This is a genomic window from Aeromonas salmonicida subsp. salmonicida (assembly GCF_001643305.1).
In the GTDB taxonomy this organism is placed as follows: Bacteria; Pseudomonadota; Gammaproteobacteria; order Enterobacterales; family Aeromonadaceae; genus Aeromonas; species Aeromonas salmonicida.
Genome location: NZ_LSGW01000079.1, coordinates 31,642 through 47,359, shown reverse-complemented (window position 1 = coordinate 47,359; position 15,718 = coordinate 31,642). Strand labels below are relative to the sequence as shown.

Genomic DNA, 15,718 nt, shown 5'->3' with positions numbered 1-15,718 from the left:
AATGGCTTAAGCATCCAGCCATGCATCACTGTGAAGCGACCGCCCTGGCAGCCGCTGATGCATGTGTGGGGAAAAGCAGCCCCTGATCCGCTGCCCGTCACTCAGCCAGTACTGGCAGGATCATGACGGTGGCTTCTCGGCCCAGATGGGTCAGCAGGCGGCGTACATCGTCCAGCCTGATGAGCAGGGTGGCGGTATTGACCAGCGGATGACACTGCACCTGTTCGGCCTGCCACACTTGCTCATCCACCACCAGTTCAACCGCCTGCTCCGTATCACGCACCATGGCGAGCAGGGTGACGGCACCCGGGGTTAGACCGAGCGCGGCATGCAACCGCTCCGGGGAGCCAAAGCTCAGTCGCTTGACTCCGAGCTTGGCAGCCAGCGCCTTGAGATCGACCCGGCTCTCCTGTGGCGTGACCACCAGAAACAGCCGCTCGCTTTTAGGATCGCGTAAGAACAGGTTCTTGGTCCTGGCGGCTGGCAAGTCAGGCAACAGCTGACTCGCCTCCTCACAGGTAAAGACGGGAGGGTGATCGAATCGCTGGTAGGGAATGACCAGCCGATCCAGCAGGGAATAGAGTGCCACTATGGATTCCTTGTATGGGGTGAACCGGTGCAAGCAGGTATGCCAGTGACAGCACGCTTGCCCACGTGTGCGCGTCTTCGAGCTTACCAGCATGAGCCTTGCGGTGCAGCCTGGCATGACGATTGCGGGCAAGCACTGTATGAACGTACAATATTCCCATCCCAAAACCGGCCCCTTTATCCTGAATGATTGCGACCCAGCCCACCGTGACGACGACCTCTCCTGCAAACGCGCCCCTGGACGGCTTCATCCTGACCCGCCATGGTCGGGACGTGCGCGGACGCACAGAGATAGTGATGTGGCTCTGGAGCGAGCAGGGACCGGTACGGCTGGTGGTGCCCGGGCAGGAGCCTTTGTTCTTCCTGCCACAGAGCCACATGCAGGAAGCGGCCGAGCTGTTCAAGGGCTCAGGCGTGAGCGGGCGGTTTCGGCGCCTGCCCATGCACACCTTCGATGGGCGTGCCGTGGTGGCTTGCTATTTCTCCACCTTGAGCGCTTTTCACCGTGCCATCGAGTTGTTGCTGATCCGCGGGCTGGAGCACTTCGAGGCGGATATCCGGCTGCCGGAGCGGTTTCTGATGGAGCGCTTCATCACAGCCGGAGTCCGCTTTGGCGGCAAAACGGCGCGCAAGGGGGGCAAGCACGGTTACTGGGAGGTGAACGAGGCGCGCTGTGCGCCGCAGGCGGTGACGCCGACGCTCTCCTGGGTATCTCTGGATGTGGAGTGTGCCATGGACGGGGCCCTCTTTTCGGTGGGGCTCTACAGCGAGCAGGATGCCCGCGTCATCATGATAGGCTCCCCCGAGGTCGGCGCGGATGAGTGGAGTACGACCCTAGAGTGGGTGGCGGACGAGAATGCCTTGCTCGGGGCGCTGGAGCAGTGGTTCAGCCAGCATGATCCAGACCTGGTGATCGGCTGGAACGTGGTGAATTTTGACTTTCGGCTGCTGCTGCGCCGCGCCGAGCTCAACAAGCGGCGGCTGCGGCTCGGGCGGGGGCGGGAGCTCTGTTTCTGGCGCTCATCGCGTAACGATCCCCAGACCGGCAATGTCATCATACCGGGGCGCATGGTGCTCGACGGCATAGATACCCTGAAAAGCGCCACCTGGCAGTTTGCCAGTTACAGCCTGGATGCTGTAGCAAGCGAGCTGCTCGGCCGCGGCAAGGATATCGAGGATGTGGCCAATCGGGGGGAGAAGATCACCGAACTGTTCCACTCCGACAAGGAGGCGCTGGCCCGCTACAACCTGGAAGATTGCAGGCTGGTATGGGAGATCTTCGACTACTGCCACCTCATTCCCTTTGCCATCGAGCGGGCTTCCCTTACCGGCCTTGAGCTCGACAGGATCGGTGGCTCTGTGGCGGCGTTTACCAACCTCTATCTGCCGCGGCTCCATCGCGGTGGCTATGTGGCCCCCAATCTGCCTGCCGACGGCGGGCTGGCAAGCCCCGGCGGCTATGTGATGGACTCCAAACCCGGTCTCTATCGCCACGTACTGGTGCTCGATTTCAAGAGCCTCTATCCCAGCATCATCCGCACTTTTTGTATTGACCCCATGGGGCTGGTGGAGGGGCTGCAGCATCCTGATGAGGCGATCCCCGGCTTTCGCGGCGCCCTCTTCTCCCGTACTCGCCACTTCCTGCCGGATCTCATCGCCACCCTGTGGGCGGCGCGGGACAGGGCCAAGGCGGCCAGCAACAAGGCGCTTTCCCAGGCCATCAAGATCATCATGAACTCCTTCTACGGCGTGCTGGGCTCGGGGGGCTGCCGTTTCTACGACCCCAGGCTTGCTTCTTCCATCACCCTGCGCGGTCACAGCATTATGCAGCAGACCCGGGAGTGGATTGAGGCGCAAGGTTTCGAGGTGATCTACGGCGACACTGACTCCACTTTCGTCCACCTGGCCAGGGAGACAAGCTCGCAGCAGGCCGATGAGATTGGTCATGGCTTGGCGCGGATGATCAACGACAACTGGACGGCACTGATCAAGCGCGAGTTCGACCTGCCCAGTCATCTGGAGATCCAGTACGAGACCCACTACCGCCGCTTTCTGATGCCGACCATTCGCGGGCTGGAGAAGGGCAGCAAGAAGCGGTATGCCGGTCTGGTTGGCAAGGCGAGCGAGGGGACGGAACAACTGGTGTTCAAGGGGCTCGAGTCGGTGCGCACCGACTGGACCATGCTGGCCAAACAGTTCCAGACCCGGCTCTATGAGCTGGTGTTTCACGATGAAGATCCCAGCGGCTATGTGCGCACCATGGTGGATGAGACCCGGGCCGGCTTGCACGATGATCTGCTCATCTACCGCAAGCGGCTGCGCCAGAAGCTGGAGGAGTATCAGAAGAACGTCCCGCCCCATGTACGGGCGGCGCGGCTGGCCGATGAAGAGAACCTGCGCCGCGGTCAGCCCCAGCGCTACCAGCACAGGGGCACCATCTCCTATCTGATGACCCTCAATGGGCCTGAGCCGCTGGAATACAGGCGCAGTGCCATCGACTACGAGCACTACATCGACAAGCAGATCAGACCTATAGCGGATGCCATACTGCCGTTTATCGGCGAGTCATTCGAGCGGATCTGCGGCCAGCAGCTGGATCTGTTCTAGTCCCATCAGACAGTGTGTGGTGACAGGGCAACGAAGGGGAAGCAGAGAGGCCAGCAAGCTGGGTAGTGAGGCGGCTTATTCAGTACAGCATCAAGGGGAGGGCGCACGGGCCCGGCCTTTTGATCCTGTAGCGATGCAGGTGGCCCTGACATGCAAAAAGCCCGCTCATGGAGCGGGCTTTTTTAATCTGGTGCGTCCTAGTGGATTCGAACCACCGACCCCCACCATGTCAAGGTGATGCTCTAACCAGCTGAGCTAAGGACGCATACTCGGTATTCTGTGATGGTGCGTCCTAGTGGATTCGAACCACCGACCCCCACCATGTCAAGGTGGTGCTCTAACCAGCTGAGCTAAGGACGCATCACAGAAAAAGTGGTGGGTTTAATTGGATTCGAACCAACGACCCCTACCATGTCAAGGTAGTGCTCTAACCAACTGAGCTATAAACCCACTGCAAGAACCGGTAATGACCGCTTCATGACACCAGCACTGCTGACGTGGTCGGCATACTACCCATGCCCCCAAAGGCTGTCAACAGGCGGTATGCACAAAGGAGACCGTTTGCCGAGTTCTTGCGCAGCCTGTTGATTTTACAGGCACACCCTATCCGGACTTGGGTAGCAGGGGGGGCTTGCCAGCGGGTGCTTCACAGCGCAAAAAGACCCCTTGCCAGGCCTTGGCATGGCGCACTGTGGCGGCGCGAAAATCCAGCCAGACGCGGCTCTCAAGCCCGCTGGCGTAGCTTGTCTGCCATGCCTGCAGGGCTGGCGGGGATTCATTGTCAAACAGGGCGGTCAGGGAAGGGGAAATCTGGCGGAACTGGCGATCAAGCTGAGCCAGCCAGGGTTGCAGCCCCCTGGCATAGTAGTGCGTCATGGCCCCCCGCAGACGATCTTGTCGCTGTGGATCCGTGGCCGGGCAGAGTGTGGTGATGGGCAAGGGCTCCAGTTGTGCACTGATCTGGTTGAGCCAGGCCGTGGCCAGCGGCAGTGAATAGAGCAGCCGGGGCAGGGCATCCGATCGGTAGAGGCTCTCAAGCGCATCCGTCAACGGAGGCAGGGATGCCGTCACATGGTCGGGACTGGCCACCGCCTCTTGCCAGCGCTGCAACTGACCCAGTGCCTGGCGGGTCTCCAGCAGAGTGCTGGTCAGCGACAAGGGGGTTCGTCTGGGGGTCAGCACCCGGCGCAGTTCCGGGGTGCTGACCAGCGCATTCCAGAAGCGATCCGGCAACATGGCCGCTTTCTGTTGTCGCAGACTGTCCAGCCACTGTGCCACCTCGGGGTCCTGTGTCTTGCAGCGCGCCAGCCCCTGCACCAGTTGCCACTCATAGGCCAGCTGGCTGAAGTTATCCGTGCTGCGCCCGACAGGGCCGTTGCGTTCGGCCACCAGGGTGCCGAGGCCACACTGGTTGAGGGGCAAGATATCGAGCAGGCCAATGCGCAGATCTGGCAGTGGACGGGAGACTCAGTACATGGGCCACCCTGGTTTGATAGGTGGCAAATTGATCCTCTATGGTGGGGGTACAGCCTGCCAGCTGCATCCCCCACAGCCAGATCAGTCCGTTACGGATGGGCGCCGAAACGGCCATAGATCACCTTGAGACGGGCGCCCAGCATCAGGGCTGCACCGGTCAGGCCGACGATAAAACCGACCCAGAAGCCCTGCGGCCCCATGCGAGGTACGACCCAATCGGTCAGTCCCAGCAGCATGCCGGTAGGCAGGCCCAGACCCCAGTAGGCGACTATGGTGACGTAGAAAATCGCCTTGGTGTCCTTGTATCCACGCAGCGCCGCGGCCGCTACCACCTGTACCGAGTCGGAGACCTGATAGATGGCGGCGAAGAACAGCAAGGTAGCTGCCAGCGTGATCACCTGCATGTCATCTGTGTAGATGGTTGCTATCTGTTCACGCAGCAGCACTGTCAGGGCGGCGGTGCAGGCCGCGACCGCCATGCCCAGCATGAGGCCGGTACGGGCCGCGACCCGGGCGTGGTCCGGCAAGCCTTCCCCTATGCTGTGGCCGACCCGGATAGTCACCCCCACACCAATGGAGAGCGGCAGCATGAACACCAGGCTGGAGAAGTTCAGCGCTATCTGATGGCTTGCGACCGTTTCTGCTCCGAACGGGGCCAGCATCAGGGCTACCACGGTAAACAGGGTCACCTCGCAGAAGATGGCCATGGCAATGGGAAAGCCGAGTCGGAACAGGCGCCAGATCCGGCTGCCATTGGGGCGTGCCAGCTGGGCAAACAGGTTGATCTTCGTGAAGTGAGGGGAGAGTTTCACATAGATGATCATTGCCAGCAGCATGGCCCACAGCACGATGGCGGTGGCCACCCCACAACCGACACCGCCGAGTTTTGGCATGCCAAAATGGCCGTGGATGAAGATGTAGTTGGCGGGAATATTGACCGCCAGCCCGACGAAACCTATCACCATGGTGGGCATGGTGTGGGAGAGTCCCTCACTGAAGTTGCGCAGTACCTGGAACAGCACGAAGGCGGGCAGCCCCCACAAAATGGCATGCAGATAGCCGGCAGTCTTGGTGGCCATGACAGTGTCTACCCCCATGAATTGCAGGGTCAGCGGGCTGAAATAGAGCGCTATCATGGCGATGGGAGTGACCATGAGCGCCAGCCAGAAGCCCTGATGCACGGCCGGGCGGATCTCGTCCCGTTTGCGAGCCCCGTTGAGCTGGGAGACGATGGGGGTGAGCGCCATTATGATGCCCTGCACCAGCAATATGATCGGCAACCAGAAGCTGGTGGCAACCGACACGGCCGCCAGATCCACGGCGCTGACTTGCCCCGCCATCACGGTATCGACAAAGTTCATGGCGATCTGGGCCACCTGGGCGACCAGAATGGGGCTGGCTAAACGAACGAGCTGCCTCGCCTCGGACCAATAACGTTGCACTGACACCTCCGAGTGGATCAGATAAAAAGAGCAAGAACGGATAACAGGATGGGCTTTTGCCCCCTCACCGGGAGGAGACAAAATGCGGGGGTGTCATTCTAGCCTGAAAGTCGCCCGCCGCGAAACGGTTGGCGGCAGGCTTTCTGCCCGGCTCAGGCGTCCTGATGATCGCTGATCAGCAGATTGGCGGCGGCATAGGCGGCTTCCTGGCGCAGTTCGGCCGGCACCCGCTCGTCGGAGGCCACAGCATTGAGGGCTCTGATGGTCGCCGCTATGGCCTGCGGCACATAACCCTGCTCACCTGAGCCAATCTGGTTATAGGCGATGCGAATGGCCTCACAACATTGATATACCTGCATTATTTCTTCCTCATTAACCCGAATGTGAACGCCGTCACTATAGCGATCGAGGGCAAGCTTGTCAGCAGGCGTGCTTGTCTGGGTGGCGGGCCGGGGTTAACCTGCCTTTTTTCGTAGCAGGAGAAGAGACATGTTCACCGGCATAGTGCAGGGGACCGCCGAACTGGTGGCCATCAAAGCGCTTCCCAACTTTCGCACCCATGTGATCCGCATGCCAAGTCTGGCCTGGGGCGAGGGATTGGCGTTGGGGGCCTCCGTGGCCCATAACGGCTGCTGCCTGACAGTCACCCGGGTGGAAGGCGATCTGGTCAGCTTCGATCTGATCCAGGAAACCCTGCGTCTGACCAACCTTGGCACGCTGCAAGCGGGGGACAAGGTCAACGTGGAGCGGGCTGCCCGCTTTGGTGACGAGATCGGCGGTCATACCATGTCTGGCCATATCATGGGCACGGCGGAAGTGATCTCGGTCATCGACACCCCCAACAATCGTCAGGTGTGGTATCGCCTTGCCCCCACGCTCATGAAGTACGTGTTGACCAAAGGCTACATCGGCATCGACGGCATCAGCCTGACAGTGGGTGAAGTGCGAGAGAGTGAATTTTGCGTCAACCTGATCCCGGAGACCCTGGCTCGTACCAACCTGGGTTGGGTCAAAGCCGGTTGGCACACCAATATCGAGATCGATCCCCAAACCCAGGCCATCGTCGATACGGTGGAGCGGGTACTGGCTGCGCGCCAGTTGGGCTGATCTGGGCGAAAGCTTCCGACATGCCATGCAATCTTCGTAGAACTCCTGGTCCCCCTGGCTGGCATCCAGCTCGACCCGGGTATGATGGCCACAGTGGGGGCAGACGATACGCTTGCTGGTGTACTCGATCATGGTGACCTCCTCGGGCCCTCGGGCCGCCTATCTTCCCTGATTCTAGTTGGCCGGGAGGGAGTTAACCGCGAGCAAGCGCACGTTTATGACAGTGGTCAGGGGGATACGGCGATCTGGTCCCTTTAGTGCCCTCGCTGTCTGCGGGAGCCTATGCCACCCAGCTGGCCAGCGTGGCGGCATTCAACTCACCGAGGGATCTGAGCTGGTGATCGGCAATGGCCAGACGGGGATCGCCGACCAATGCCGGGTCCGGTACTATGAGCGCTCTCATGGAGGCCGCCTTGGCCGCCAGCAGGCCGGTGAAGCTGTCTTCAATGGCCAGACAGTGTACCGGTTCTACCCCGAGTTTTTCCGCCGCGTGTATGTAAACGTCCGGATGCGGTTTGCCGAAGCGCTCCACCTCGGCGGAGTGCACCGCCAGAAAGCGATCACGGATACCGAGCTTGCCGAGCACCCCCTCCTTGGGTTGGCCTTCACTCAGGATCAGGGCAATGACCTGATCCAGGATGCGTTGCATCACCTCTTCCTGGCTGGGGCCCACCCAGGGGCGAAGCCGATACCAGTGCGCTACCAGCTGGTCGATGCGCACGCCTATGGTGAAGTTGCAATCCTCCTCGCTGTGGGGATGACCCAGCCCGGAGAACACGGCCATCTGGGCCCGTTGCCAAAAGGGTTCCGAGTCGATCAGAACACCATCCATATCGAAGATCACGGCAGCTAACATCTTGTACTCCTGACAAATTTGAAGGGGGATTATAAGCCTGACGGGAAAATGCAAAAGGGGCATTGCCATGCCCCTTGCGCCTGATCACGTCAGCAACCGGTTTTGGTCAACAAATCACCTCGACCCGGGCGGCGACCGCCTTGGCTTTTTCCACCGCCTCTTCACACTGCTGACCACGGGCCAGGGCGACCCCGAGCCGGCGGCGACCGGCGATCTCGGGCTTGCCAAACAACCGCAGCTGGGCGCCCGATACCAAGGCCAGCGCCGCTCCAATGCCCTGATAGCGGATGTCCTGACTGTGACCATCCCGCAGCACCACGGCCGAGGCGCTCGGCCCGTACTGGGTGATGGTGCCGATGGGCAGCCCCAGGATGGCGCGCACATGGAGGGCAAATTCGGAGAGATCCTGAGAGATCAGGGTCACCATGCCAGTGTCGTGGGGGCGGGGGGAGACTTCGCTGAACCACACCTCATCGCCCCTGATAAAGAGCTCGACCCCGAACAGGCCATAACCGCCCAGCGCCCCGACCACCTTGGCGGCGACCTCCTTAGAGCGGGCCAGCGCCAGGGTGCTCATCGCTTGTGGCTGCCAGGATTCGCGGTAGTCGCCATCTTCCTGGCGGTGGCCTATGGGGTCGCAAAAATGAATGCCATCGACGGCCCGCACCGTGAGCAGGGTGATCTCGTACTCGAAGGGGACGAATCCTTCAACAATCACCTTGCCGCGACCGGCACGGCCACCCTCCTGGGCGTAAGTCCAGCTCTCGTCCAGTTTGGCGAGATCCCGCAGCACGCTCTGCCCCTTGCCCGACGAGCTCATCACGGGTTTTACCACGCAGGGCAGGCCGATGGCTTCGACGGCGGCGATGAACTCCTCCTTGCTCTGGGCAAAACGGTAGGGGGAGGTGGGCAGACCCAACTCTTCGGCGGCGAGCCGGCGGATCCCTTCCCGATTCATGGTGAGCTGGGTGGCGCGGGCGTTCGGCACCACCTTGACCCCCTCTTGCTCAAGCTGTGCGAGGGTATCGGTGGCGATGGCCTCGATTTCAGGGATGATGAGATCGGGTTTGACCAGGGTGACCAGGGCGCGCAGAGCATTGCCATCGAGCATGTCCAGCACGTGGGCTTTGTGTGCCACCTGCATGGCGGGGGCATTGGGGTAACGGTCGGCGGCGATCACCTCGATCCCGAACCGTTGCAACTCGATGGCGACTTCCTTGCCGAGTTCTCCCGAGCCAAGCAGCAAGGCGCGGGTGGCGCTGGGGCGGGTGGCGGTTCCAAACATACGATCTCTCCTGATGTCGATGGTCACAATGTCTCTGTCGCTATTGGCAGCAATAGCAGGCAAAAAAAGAGGCACGCATGGCGTACCTCAGGAAACAGATTGATGGGCGCGCTGCTCCAGATGGGTAAGCAGCGTGATGGCGCCAATGATGATGGCAGCGCCGAGCCACAATCGACCGGGGGGCGCCCAGCCAAACACCAGCCAGCCAGCCAGCACGTTCATGGGCAGCTTGGCAAAATCAAAGGGTTGTACGAACGAAGCCTCGGCCACGCTGTAGGCGCGGGCGATGGACATCTGGGCCAGTGCCGACAGTACCCCTGACACCGCCACCAGCAGCCACTGGGTTTCGCTCGGCCACTGCCACTCCGGCAGGGCCAGCATGGCATTGAAGGGGGTGCTGAAGATGAGCAGGTAGACCACTATGGTGTGGGATGACTCGCTTGCCGCCTGATAGCGCACCAGCAGAGAGTAACCGGCCCAGAACAGGGCGGCCGCCACCGGCAGCAGGGAGGCCCAGCTGAAATCATCGGTCCAGGGGGCTAGGATCACCATGGCGCCGACAAAGCCCGCCAGGGTTGCCAGAATGCGGGCCCGGCTCACCTGCTCTTTGAGCAGCAGGGCAGAACCCAGGGTCGCGAACAAAGGGGAGGTCATCAAGAGCGCTATCCCCTGCCAGATGGGCACGGGCACCGCCAGCGCCCACAGCCAGAACTGGATGCCGATCACGGCCAAGGCGACTCGCAGCAGGTGCAGGCGCAATTGGTTGGTCATCAGGGATTGACGCAGGCCGTGGCGCACCAGCCAGGGCAGCAGACACACCAGGGCGATCAGGTATTGATGAAAGGCAACCTGGGTTGAGGGGAGGCCGAGCTTGAAGCTGACATATTGGCTCAGACTGTTGACGGCGGCAAAGCAGAGGCCTGCCACCATCATCCAGACTGCACCGGCAAAAGGAGAGTGCCTGCGCGAGGGTGCCATGGGATCCGGGTCGCTGGAAAAAAGTGCGGCGGATCATAACGGCAATCGTTTGTTCTGCCAAGCATTGGGCGGTTGGCCATGGGGCCGTTGGCGATAGAATGAACTAAGGTCAAAATTTTTGAACAAGTTGAGCATCTATTTTCGCTATCCGCAGAGAAGCTCAATGTTTAGAGTGACCTCCATCGACAGCCAAGCTGTTCAACCGACAACCAAATGGAGTTTCACCATGGCCAATATCCTCGTACTCAAGTCCAGCATCCTGGGCCAATATTCCCAATCCAACGCCCTGATAGACGGCTTCCTGGCTGACCACCAGTCCGACACAGTCACGGTGCGTGATCTGGCGACCCTGAACCTGCCGGTGCTGGACGGTGAGCTGGCCTCGGGTCTGCGCGGTGGTGACAACCTGAACGAACGTCAGCTGGCAGTCATGGCACAATCCGACGAGCTGATCGCCGAACTCAAAGGAAGCGATTTGGTGGTGATTGCCGCCCCCATGTACAACTTCAGTATTCCGACCCAGCTGAAAAACTGGATTGACCTGATTGCCCGTGCCGGCGTGACCTTCCGTTACACCGAAACCGGTCCGGTCGGTCTGGTGGAAAACACCCGCGCCCTGGTGATAAGCCCCCGTGGCGGCATGCACGTCGGCAGCGCCACCGATCTGGTGACCCCTTACATGCGTACCGTGCTGGGTTTCATCGGCATCAAGGACGTGGATTTCATCTACGCCGAAGGCATGGGCATGGGGCCGGATGCGCAAGCCAAAGGCATTGAGCAGGCCAAAGGCCAGCTGGAAACCCTGGCACTCTGATCAAGAGACTGGCCATGGCGGGTACGGCATGGCGCAGTGCCATACCAAACAAAACAACGCAGCCCTTGGGCTGCGTTGTTGTTTCTGTGCAGGTATAACGACAGTGGCCAGTCGGGGCGGGTCAATCCTGAATGAAGTGACGACAGCCGCTGCCCACCATCAGGCACACGGCAACCAGAGAGCCCAGCAACAAGGTGCTGAGCCACTGCTCGGCGCTGTCAGGCAGGCTGGGGGAAAACAAACTGATCATGAGAATGGCGCAGAGGGTGATCAGGGTGGTCTGTCGGGTCAGGATCATCATGGGTCGTCCTTGGCTGGCGTGTCACGGGTCAGAGGCTAACCGCCGTGTATGACAGCTTGATGTATCCATACATGTCGCTGGGTGTCATTCCACGGTGTCATCATCACCATATCAGCTTTTAGCGCCGGGGCCAGTGCCGTTGGCCGGGTTGTGATCCGGATCCCTATCTGAACTGTTTCTGATCCGGCAGGTAGTGGAAATCGCCGCTGGCGAGTCTGGCGACCAGGGCCTCCTTGTCGAGATCCTGCGCCTTGCAGAGATCGTCCAGATCATCAAAACGATCACGCAACTGCATATTGACCAGGCTCAGCAGCATGTTGACATCCATGGTGGCGAAATTGTTCAGGTTCATGACTTGTGCTCGCTATCCAGCAGGTGCAGTTGTTCGATGGCATCGCTGACACTTTGCAGGTGCAGACGAATGGACTGACGTGCCTCGGCAGGCAGGTAATCGGTGAGGGTATGCTGCCAGCTGCCCGCTTCGGTCTTGAGCTGCTGGAACAGGGTGAGCCCGGCATGGGTGAGAGAGACCAGGCTGACCCGCTTGTCCTGTTCGCTGCTCTCGGTAAACAGTATCCCCTTCTCCACCAGTCGGTGGATTTCGCGGGAGATCCGCACCTTGTCCATCCCGCTTGCCTCCACCAGCTCTTTCTGACTGATGGGGTAGTTGGGGCCGAGCACCATCATGAGGCGCCATTGGGGCACCGTCAGCTGATAACGCTGCTGGTAAAACTGCTCAAAGGTATCGCGCACCATCTCGGCGGCGTGAACCAGCTGATAGGGGGGGTAGTGCGCAAGCAGCTCTATGATCTTTGACATATGACATCCTGCTGTGACGGCTGCATCGAGTGCAGTTTCTCTTGATACTTTGACCTTGATGATACGTAACACAAGGGCGTTTGTCTGAACATGCACCAGAGAAATGTGCGGTTGCGCACGTCATGCGCCGCAACCGGGTCTGTTCGAAGCTGATTTATACGACTGGCTGCTCAGCCTTTACGCAACCAGATCAAGGCGTTGTGCTTGAGCCAGGCCTCGCGGCTCTGCAGTGTGTATAGCGCAGCTTCATCGCGACTACCCGCCTGCCAGCTCTGGGGCTCCTGTTTGGGTAGCTTGCGCTGGCCCAGCAGACAGGCCGGAATATGGGCATTGGCCTTGATGGCGGCGTCCAGCTGCGGCTGAGCCGCCTCGGGGCCGTCACAGACAAATGCCATCAAGGCCCTGTTGTAAAGCAGCCAGCTGGAAGCCTCGTCGAAGCGCACCAGCAAGGCGCGCAGGGCGGCCCAATCCCCTTGCAGGGCATAGAGGCTGGAGAGGGGATAACGGCAGCCCAACTCATCGGCGATACACAGGTCGAGCAGCGCCAGATATTCCTGGCGAGCCTGCTCCAGCTGGCCGAGACGCAACAGGCAATCGGCGCGGCCTGCCCTGGCGGCGAGCAGCGGGCGTGCCTCGTGGGCACTCCAGCCGTGGCCAGCCATCTGCTGCCAGAAAGCGGCATTGAACAGCGGCTCGGCATCGTCAATCACCTTGTCAAACCAGCCGAGGCGAGCCTGGGGATCGCGGCAAGCATCGGCCAGCTCGAACCACTGCTGCCACTGTTCGGCCTGCTCGCTATCGAGGGCTGCCTGAGTGCCGGGCACAGCTTGATACTCATCCAGTTGCAGCAGCTGGTTGAGCGCCGCCTTCATGTTCTGGCGCTGGCGTTTGCAAAATTCCATGAAGGGCAGCTCACTGCCGGCGGCCGCGTACAGCATCTGGGCCATGGGCTTGTCGCGAAACAGACTGAGTTCGGCGGCGAGGCTGAAACGATACTGGGTGGTGGGATCGTTCAGATCCTTGGGCTTGGGCCAGCTGGCGAATCCCTGACTGAAGCCGTAGCACCACTGGCCGAGGGGGTGACTCTGCTCGAACACTTGCTCCGGGCCGTCGGTAGAGAGGCGGCACTGGCTTGGCAAGGCCAGCTGGGCCTCGTCGGCCTGAGCTTCCAGTTCGGCGATCAGATGGTGCAGCGCCTCTGCGCTCTTCTCATCCAGTTCTGCGTCATGTGGCAACAGACCGGCCAGCGGGGCCTGCCAGTCAGGTGCATCCGGCCCCACCAGACGGGCGCACAGAAAACCGTGCAGCGCCGGGTAGGTCATGTCCTGCCCACTGTGGGTCTGGATCCATTGATTGAGATGACGGGTACGAGTGGATGGATTCATCGACAGTTCCTCTGGATTTGAACAGCGGCGCAGTCTACCCAAAAGTGGGGGTATTTGCAGTAAAGCACCGGTCGAATGACGATTATATCGCCATAAACCGTGAAAACGGCCTCGAAAATCATGTGAGAGAAGGGCAAGGGGCTAGGCCCTGTTGCCGCTCTTGGGGTAACATGCGCGCCCATACGGGCAATGAAAAATTGACCATCCGGATAATGAAAGAAGAGATCAGCATGTTACAGATTGGCAAGATGAACACCCTCACCGTAATCGAGCTTGAAGACAGGGGTGCCTGGCTGGCGGCCGACGAATATGGCGAGCTGCTGCTGCCCAAGCGTCAGCTGCCTGAAGGGGTGGCTGAAGGTGACGGTGTGGAGGTCTTCCTCTATCTGGATGCCGACTGTGAGCCTGTGATCACCACCGACAAGCCGTTTGCCATGGTGGGCGACATAGTCGGTCTCAAGGTGGTCAATGCCAACAAGATCGGTGCCTTCCTCGACTGGGGCATGAAAAAAGATCTGTTTGTGCCGACCCGTGAGCAGAACAAGCCGATGCAGGTGGGCCACGTCTATCTGGTGCATCTGATGCTCGACAACGAAGGCCGCATGGTAGGCACCAGCCGGCTGGAGCGGTTCCTGCGCACCGATAACCCCCCCTTCAAGGCTGGTGACGAGGTAACAGCACTGCCGGGTGAGCACACGCCGCTTGGCATCAAGGCGATCGTCAACGGTGAATATTCCGGCATGCTGTTCAAGAACGAGGTATTTGGCCGGGTGATGACGGGTCGGCCGCTGACCGCCTGGGTCAAGCAGGTACGTGACGACGGCAAACTGGACTTGACCCTGCAAAAGCCGGGCATGGATCGGATGGACGATGCCGGTGGCCGGATCCTGACCCGGCTGATGAAGCAGGGTGGCAGTCTGGCTGTCGGTGACAAGAGCGAACCCGAGCTCATCTACAAGCTGTTCAACATGAGCAAGGGCACCTTCAAGAAGGCCATCGGCGGCCTCTACAAGCAGGGCAAAATCGTCATCGAAGACAACTGCATCACCCTGGTTGCCACAGATACCGACTCGGCAGTGGACAGCGAGTAAGTGCCGAGTCCCTGTATCGGCCACTGTCAGGCCAAGGACGGGCTCTGCCTCGGCTGTGGCCGTACCCTGACCGAGATTGGTCACTGGTCGGCCATGGAGAGCGACGCCCAGCTGGCCGTGATGGCAGAGCTGGACGGCTCGAAAAGCACCCATGCGTGCCCTGGTTGTGGCGAGCCGGCATTTTGCGCCGTGTCGGCCGGTGCAACAATCACACAGTGCTGGTGCAGCCAGTTGCCTGCTCTGCCCATGAGCGAGGCCAGCGCCTGCTGGTGTCGCCGCTGTCTGGCCAAGGCCATTGCAGCGCAGCCCTGAGCGGGGGCATACCAGAAAAGAGAAAGGCGCCGAGGGCGCCTTTTTTATGCCTGTTGCTGGCGATGCCAGCGCACATGGACATCGTGCTCGTTAAGAAAGCGGGGCAGCAGGAAGGTGGCGTAGATCACCTCAAACTCATCCTGATGGTCCAGCAAGCCAACCCACACCTCGACCCAGGACTCCATGTCGACCGGTACACCGAGTTCGGTTGACCAGTCTCCATTGGGCAGGGTCGCCTCGACGGCGCCACGCTGTTCGAACTCCAGTGTGATGTCGACGATTTGTTCGGGGGCCAGCATGTCTGCGGCCTGCTCAAGAAACTGATCATAGGCCCATTCGACCAGCTGATCCGGGGTACGTTGTTCCATGAAATCACTCCAGATACATCGAGGTTCGCTACTGTAGCAAGTATTGGCGGTGGCGGCCAGACCGGTGCGGATACCGATCCGCCACCTGTCCAACGGCGCGGGTAGAAGGTATGGTTGAAGGGGGATCCACTGGAGGGGTGTCATGAAGCGACGAGTGCGGCGACAGCAGATCAAGCGACGACGGGAGGCCTGGTGGTGGCACTATCTGCCGCTGCACCAGAGCACGGTGGGCGGTCATCTGGGCCCGCCGGCAGAGACATTGCCTGCTGACCCCGATCCCTGATAGATG

18 protein-coding genes, 3 tRNA genes and 1 pseudogene are annotated in these 15,718 nt (G+C 60.6%); 6 read left to right on the top strand and 16 right to left on the bottom strand.

The window, feature by feature from the left end; genetic code table 11:
- Positions 1-97: 97 nt before the first annotated feature.
- Positions 98-589 carry a prolyl-tRNA synthetase associated domain-containing protein gene (locus tag AXW79_RS14890; RefSeq protein WP_005311224.1) on the bottom strand — a complete coding sequence of 164 codons (492 nt, stop codon included), beginning with the start codon at positions 587-589 and terminating at the stop codon, positions 98-100.
- Positions 590-774: 185 nt separating this feature from the next.
- On the opposite strand from AXW79_RS14890, the gene AXW79_RS14885 reads away from it, so the two are divergent.
- Complete coding sequence (locus AXW79_RS14885; RefSeq protein WP_042468364.1) at positions 775-3,195, top strand: DNA polymerase II; 2,421 nt, start codon at positions 775-777, stop codon at positions 3,193-3,195.
- A gap of 188 nt (positions 3,196-3,383) precedes the next feature.
- Here the strand turns inward: AXW79_RS14885 and AXW79_RS14880 are convergent.
- The 6 genes from AXW79_RS14880 to AXW79_RS14855 all read right to left on the bottom strand — a co-directional run bounded on the left by AXW79_RS14880 (position 3,384) and on the right by AXW79_RS14855 (position 6,472).
- Positions 3,384-3,460 (bottom strand) — tRNA-Val (locus AXW79_RS14880).
- Positions 3,461-3,478: 18 nt separating this feature from the next.
- Positions 3,479-3,555, bottom strand: a tRNA-Val gene (locus AXW79_RS14875).
- Positions 3,556-3,568: 13 nt separating this feature from the next.
- Positions 3,569-3,645, bottom strand: a tRNA-Val gene (locus AXW79_RS14870).
- Positions 3,646-3,798: 153 nt separating this feature from the next.
- Positions 3,799-4,650, bottom strand: coding sequence for a DUF3080 family protein (locus AXW79_RS14865; RefSeq protein WP_256592948.1), 852 nt, complete (start codon positions 4,648-4,650; stop codon positions 3,799-3,801).
- A 110-nt stretch (positions 4,651-4,760) separates the two neighbouring features.
- Positions 4,761-6,113, bottom strand: coding sequence for an MATE family efflux transporter (locus tag AXW79_RS14860; RefSeq protein ID WP_005311230.1), 1,353 nt, complete (start codon positions 6,111-6,113; stop codon positions 4,761-4,763).
- Positions 6,114-6,265: 152 nt separating this feature from the next.
- Positions 6,266-6,472, bottom strand: a complete 207-nt coding sequence (locus AXW79_RS14855) for a YaeP family protein (RefSeq protein WP_005311233.1) — start codon at positions 6,470-6,472, stop codon at positions 6,266-6,268.
- A gap of 130 nt (positions 6,473-6,602) precedes the next feature.
- Between AXW79_RS14855 and AXW79_RS14850 the strand changes: the two genes are divergently transcribed.
- Positions 6,603-7,220 carry a riboflavin synthase gene (locus AXW79_RS14850; RefSeq protein ID WP_005311235.1) on the top strand — a complete coding sequence of 206 codons (618 nt, stop codon included), beginning with the start codon at positions 6,603-6,605 and terminating at the stop codon, positions 7,218-7,220.
- Positions 7,221-7,238: 18 nt separating this feature from the next.
- Here AXW79_RS14850 and AXW79_RS22370 read toward each other — a convergent pair.
- The 4 genes and pseudogenes from AXW79_RS22370 to AXW79_RS14835 form a co-directional block, all read right to left on the bottom strand.
- Positions 7,239-7,352: pseudogene (locus AXW79_RS22370) on the bottom strand (CPXCG motif-containing cysteine-rich protein); the annotation flags it as partial.
- A 148-nt stretch (positions 7,353-7,500) separates the two neighbouring features.
- On the bottom strand, positions 7,501-8,076 hold the full coding sequence (locus tag AXW79_RS14845) for a hexitol phosphatase HxpB (protein WP_005311237.1): 576 nt from the start codon (positions 8,074-8,076) through the stop codon (positions 7,501-7,503).
- Between the two features lie 106 nt (positions 8,077-8,182).
- On the bottom strand, positions 8,183-9,361 hold the full coding sequence (gene purT / locus AXW79_RS14840; RefSeq protein WP_005311240.1) for a formate-dependent phosphoribosylglycinamide formyltransferase: 1,179 nt from the start codon (positions 9,359-9,361) through the stop codon (positions 8,183-8,185).
- 87 nt (positions 9,362-9,448) lie between these two features.
- Positions 9,449-10,339: a DMT family transporter gene (locus AXW79_RS14835; RefSeq protein WP_011898747.1), complete on the bottom strand. Its 891-nt coding sequence runs from the start codon at positions 10,337-10,339 to the stop codon at positions 9,449-9,451.
- Between the two features lie 226 nt (positions 10,340-10,565).
- On the opposite strand from AXW79_RS14835, the gene AXW79_RS14830 reads away from it, so the two are divergent.
- The gene (locus tag AXW79_RS14830; RefSeq protein WP_005311244.1) at positions 10,566-11,153 is read left to right on the top strand and encodes an FMN-dependent NADH-azoreductase; all 588 of its coding nucleotides are present in this window, start codon (positions 10,566-10,568) and stop codon (positions 11,151-11,153) included.
- 121 nt (positions 11,154-11,274) lie between these two features.
- On the opposite strand, the gene AXW79_RS14825 is transcribed toward AXW79_RS14830, so the two are convergent.
- The 4 genes from AXW79_RS14825 to AXW79_RS14810 form a co-directional block, all read right to left on the bottom strand.
- Positions 11,275-11,454, bottom strand: coding sequence for a hypothetical protein (locus AXW79_RS14825; RefSeq protein ID WP_005311246.1), 180 nt, complete (start codon positions 11,452-11,454; stop codon positions 11,275-11,277).
- A 163-nt stretch (positions 11,455-11,617) separates the two neighbouring features.
- A complete protein-coding gene (locus AXW79_RS14820; protein WP_005311248.1) occupies positions 11,618-11,806 on the bottom strand; it encodes a DUF4250 domain-containing protein in 189 nt (62 codons plus the stop codon).
- Positions 11,803-12,273 carry a MarR family winged helix-turn-helix transcriptional regulator gene (locus AXW79_RS14815; protein WP_005311250.1) on the bottom strand — a complete coding sequence of 157 codons (471 nt, stop codon included), beginning with the start codon at positions 12,271-12,273 and terminating at the stop codon, positions 11,803-11,805. The genes AXW79_RS14820 and AXW79_RS14815 overlap by 4 nt, the downstream gene beginning before the upstream one ends.
- Before the next feature lie 170 nt (positions 12,274-12,443).
- On the bottom strand, positions 12,444-13,658 hold the full coding sequence (locus AXW79_RS14810) for a UPF0149 family protein (RefSeq protein ID WP_005311252.1): 1,215 nt from the start codon (positions 13,656-13,658) through the stop codon (positions 12,444-12,446).
- Positions 13,659-13,870: 212 nt separating this feature from the next.
- Here AXW79_RS14810 and AXW79_RS14805 point away from each other — a divergent pair, with 212 nt between their 5' ends.
- Positions 13,871-14,749: a CvfB family protein gene (locus tag AXW79_RS14805; protein ID WP_005311254.1), complete on the top strand. Its 879-nt coding sequence runs from the start codon at positions 13,871-13,873 to the stop codon at positions 14,747-14,749.
- The gene (locus AXW79_RS14800; RefSeq protein WP_005311256.1) at positions 14,750-15,061 is read left to right on the top strand and encodes a DUF1289 domain-containing protein; all 312 of its coding nucleotides are present in this window, start codon (positions 14,750-14,752) and stop codon (positions 15,059-15,061) included. It begins immediately after the preceding gene.
- Positions 15,062-15,105: 44 nt separating this feature from the next.
- Here the strand turns inward: AXW79_RS14800 and AXW79_RS14795 are convergent, their stop codons facing one another.
- Positions 15,106-15,429, bottom strand: coding sequence for an HI1450 family dsDNA-mimic protein (locus tag AXW79_RS14795; RefSeq protein WP_005311259.1), 324 nt, complete (start codon positions 15,427-15,429; stop codon positions 15,106-15,108).
- A 142-nt stretch (positions 15,430-15,571) separates the two neighbouring features.
- Here AXW79_RS14795 and AXW79_RS23355 point away from each other — a divergent pair, with 142 nt between their 5' ends.
- Positions 15,572-15,712, top strand: coding sequence for a hypothetical protein (locus tag AXW79_RS23355; protein WP_162829730.1), 141 nt, complete (start codon positions 15,572-15,574; stop codon positions 15,710-15,712).
- Positions 15,713-15,718 lie beyond the last annotated feature (6 nt).

Bases quoted from the DNA above. Each gene is read 5' to 3' on its own strand.
- AXW79_RS14850 (WP_005311235.1), top strand. From the start codon at position 6,603: ATGTTCACCGGCATAGTGCAGGGGACCGCCGAACTGGTGGCCATCAAA.
- AXW79_RS14845 (WP_005311237.1), bottom strand. From the start codon at position 8,076: ATGTTAGCTGCCGTGATCTTCGATATGGATGGTGTTCTGATCGACTCG.
- AXW79_RS23355 (WP_162829730.1), top strand. From the start codon at position 15,572: ATGAAGCGACGAGTGCGGCGACAGCAGATCAAGCGACGACGGGAGGCC.
- AXW79_RS14885 (WP_042468364.1), top strand. From the start codon at position 775: ATGATTGCGACCCAGCCCACCGTGACGACGACCTCTCCTGCAAACGCG.
- AXW79_RS14835 (WP_011898747.1), bottom strand. From the start codon at position 10,339: ATGGCACCCTCGCGCAGGCACTCTCCTTTTGCCGGTGCAGTCTGGATG.
- AXW79_RS14815 (WP_005311250.1), bottom strand. From the start codon at position 12,273: ATGTCAAAGATCATAGAGCTGCTTGCGCACTACCCCCCCTATCAGCTG.
- AXW79_RS14795 (WP_005311259.1), bottom strand. From the start codon at position 15,429: ATGGAACAACGTACCCCGGATCAGCTGGTCGAATGGGCCTATGATCAG.
- AXW79_RS14830 (WP_005311244.1), top strand. From the start codon at position 10,566: ATGGCCAATATCCTCGTACTCAAGTCCAGCATCCTGGGCCAATATTCC.
- AXW79_RS14855 (WP_005311233.1), bottom strand. From the start codon at position 6,472: ATGCAGGTATATCAATGTTGTGAGGCCATTCGCATCGCCTATAACCAG.
- AXW79_RS14810 (WP_005311252.1), bottom strand. From the start codon at position 13,658: ATGAATCCATCCACTCGTACCCGTCATCTCAATCAATGGATCCAGACC.
- AXW79_RS14825 (WP_005311246.1), bottom strand. From the start codon at position 11,454: ATGATGATCCTGACCCGACAGACCACCCTGATCACCCTCTGCGCCATT.
- AXW79_RS14805 (WP_005311254.1), top strand. From the start codon at position 13,871: ATGAAAGAAGAGATCAGCATGTTACAGATTGGCAAGATGAACACCCTC.
- AXW79_RS14820 (WP_005311248.1), bottom strand. From the start codon at position 11,806: ATGAACCTGAACAATTTCGCCACCATGGATGTCAACATGCTGCTGAGC.
- purT (WP_005311240.1), bottom strand. From the start codon at position 9,361: ATGTTTGGAACCGCCACCCGCCCCAGCGCCACCCGCGCCTTGCTGCTT.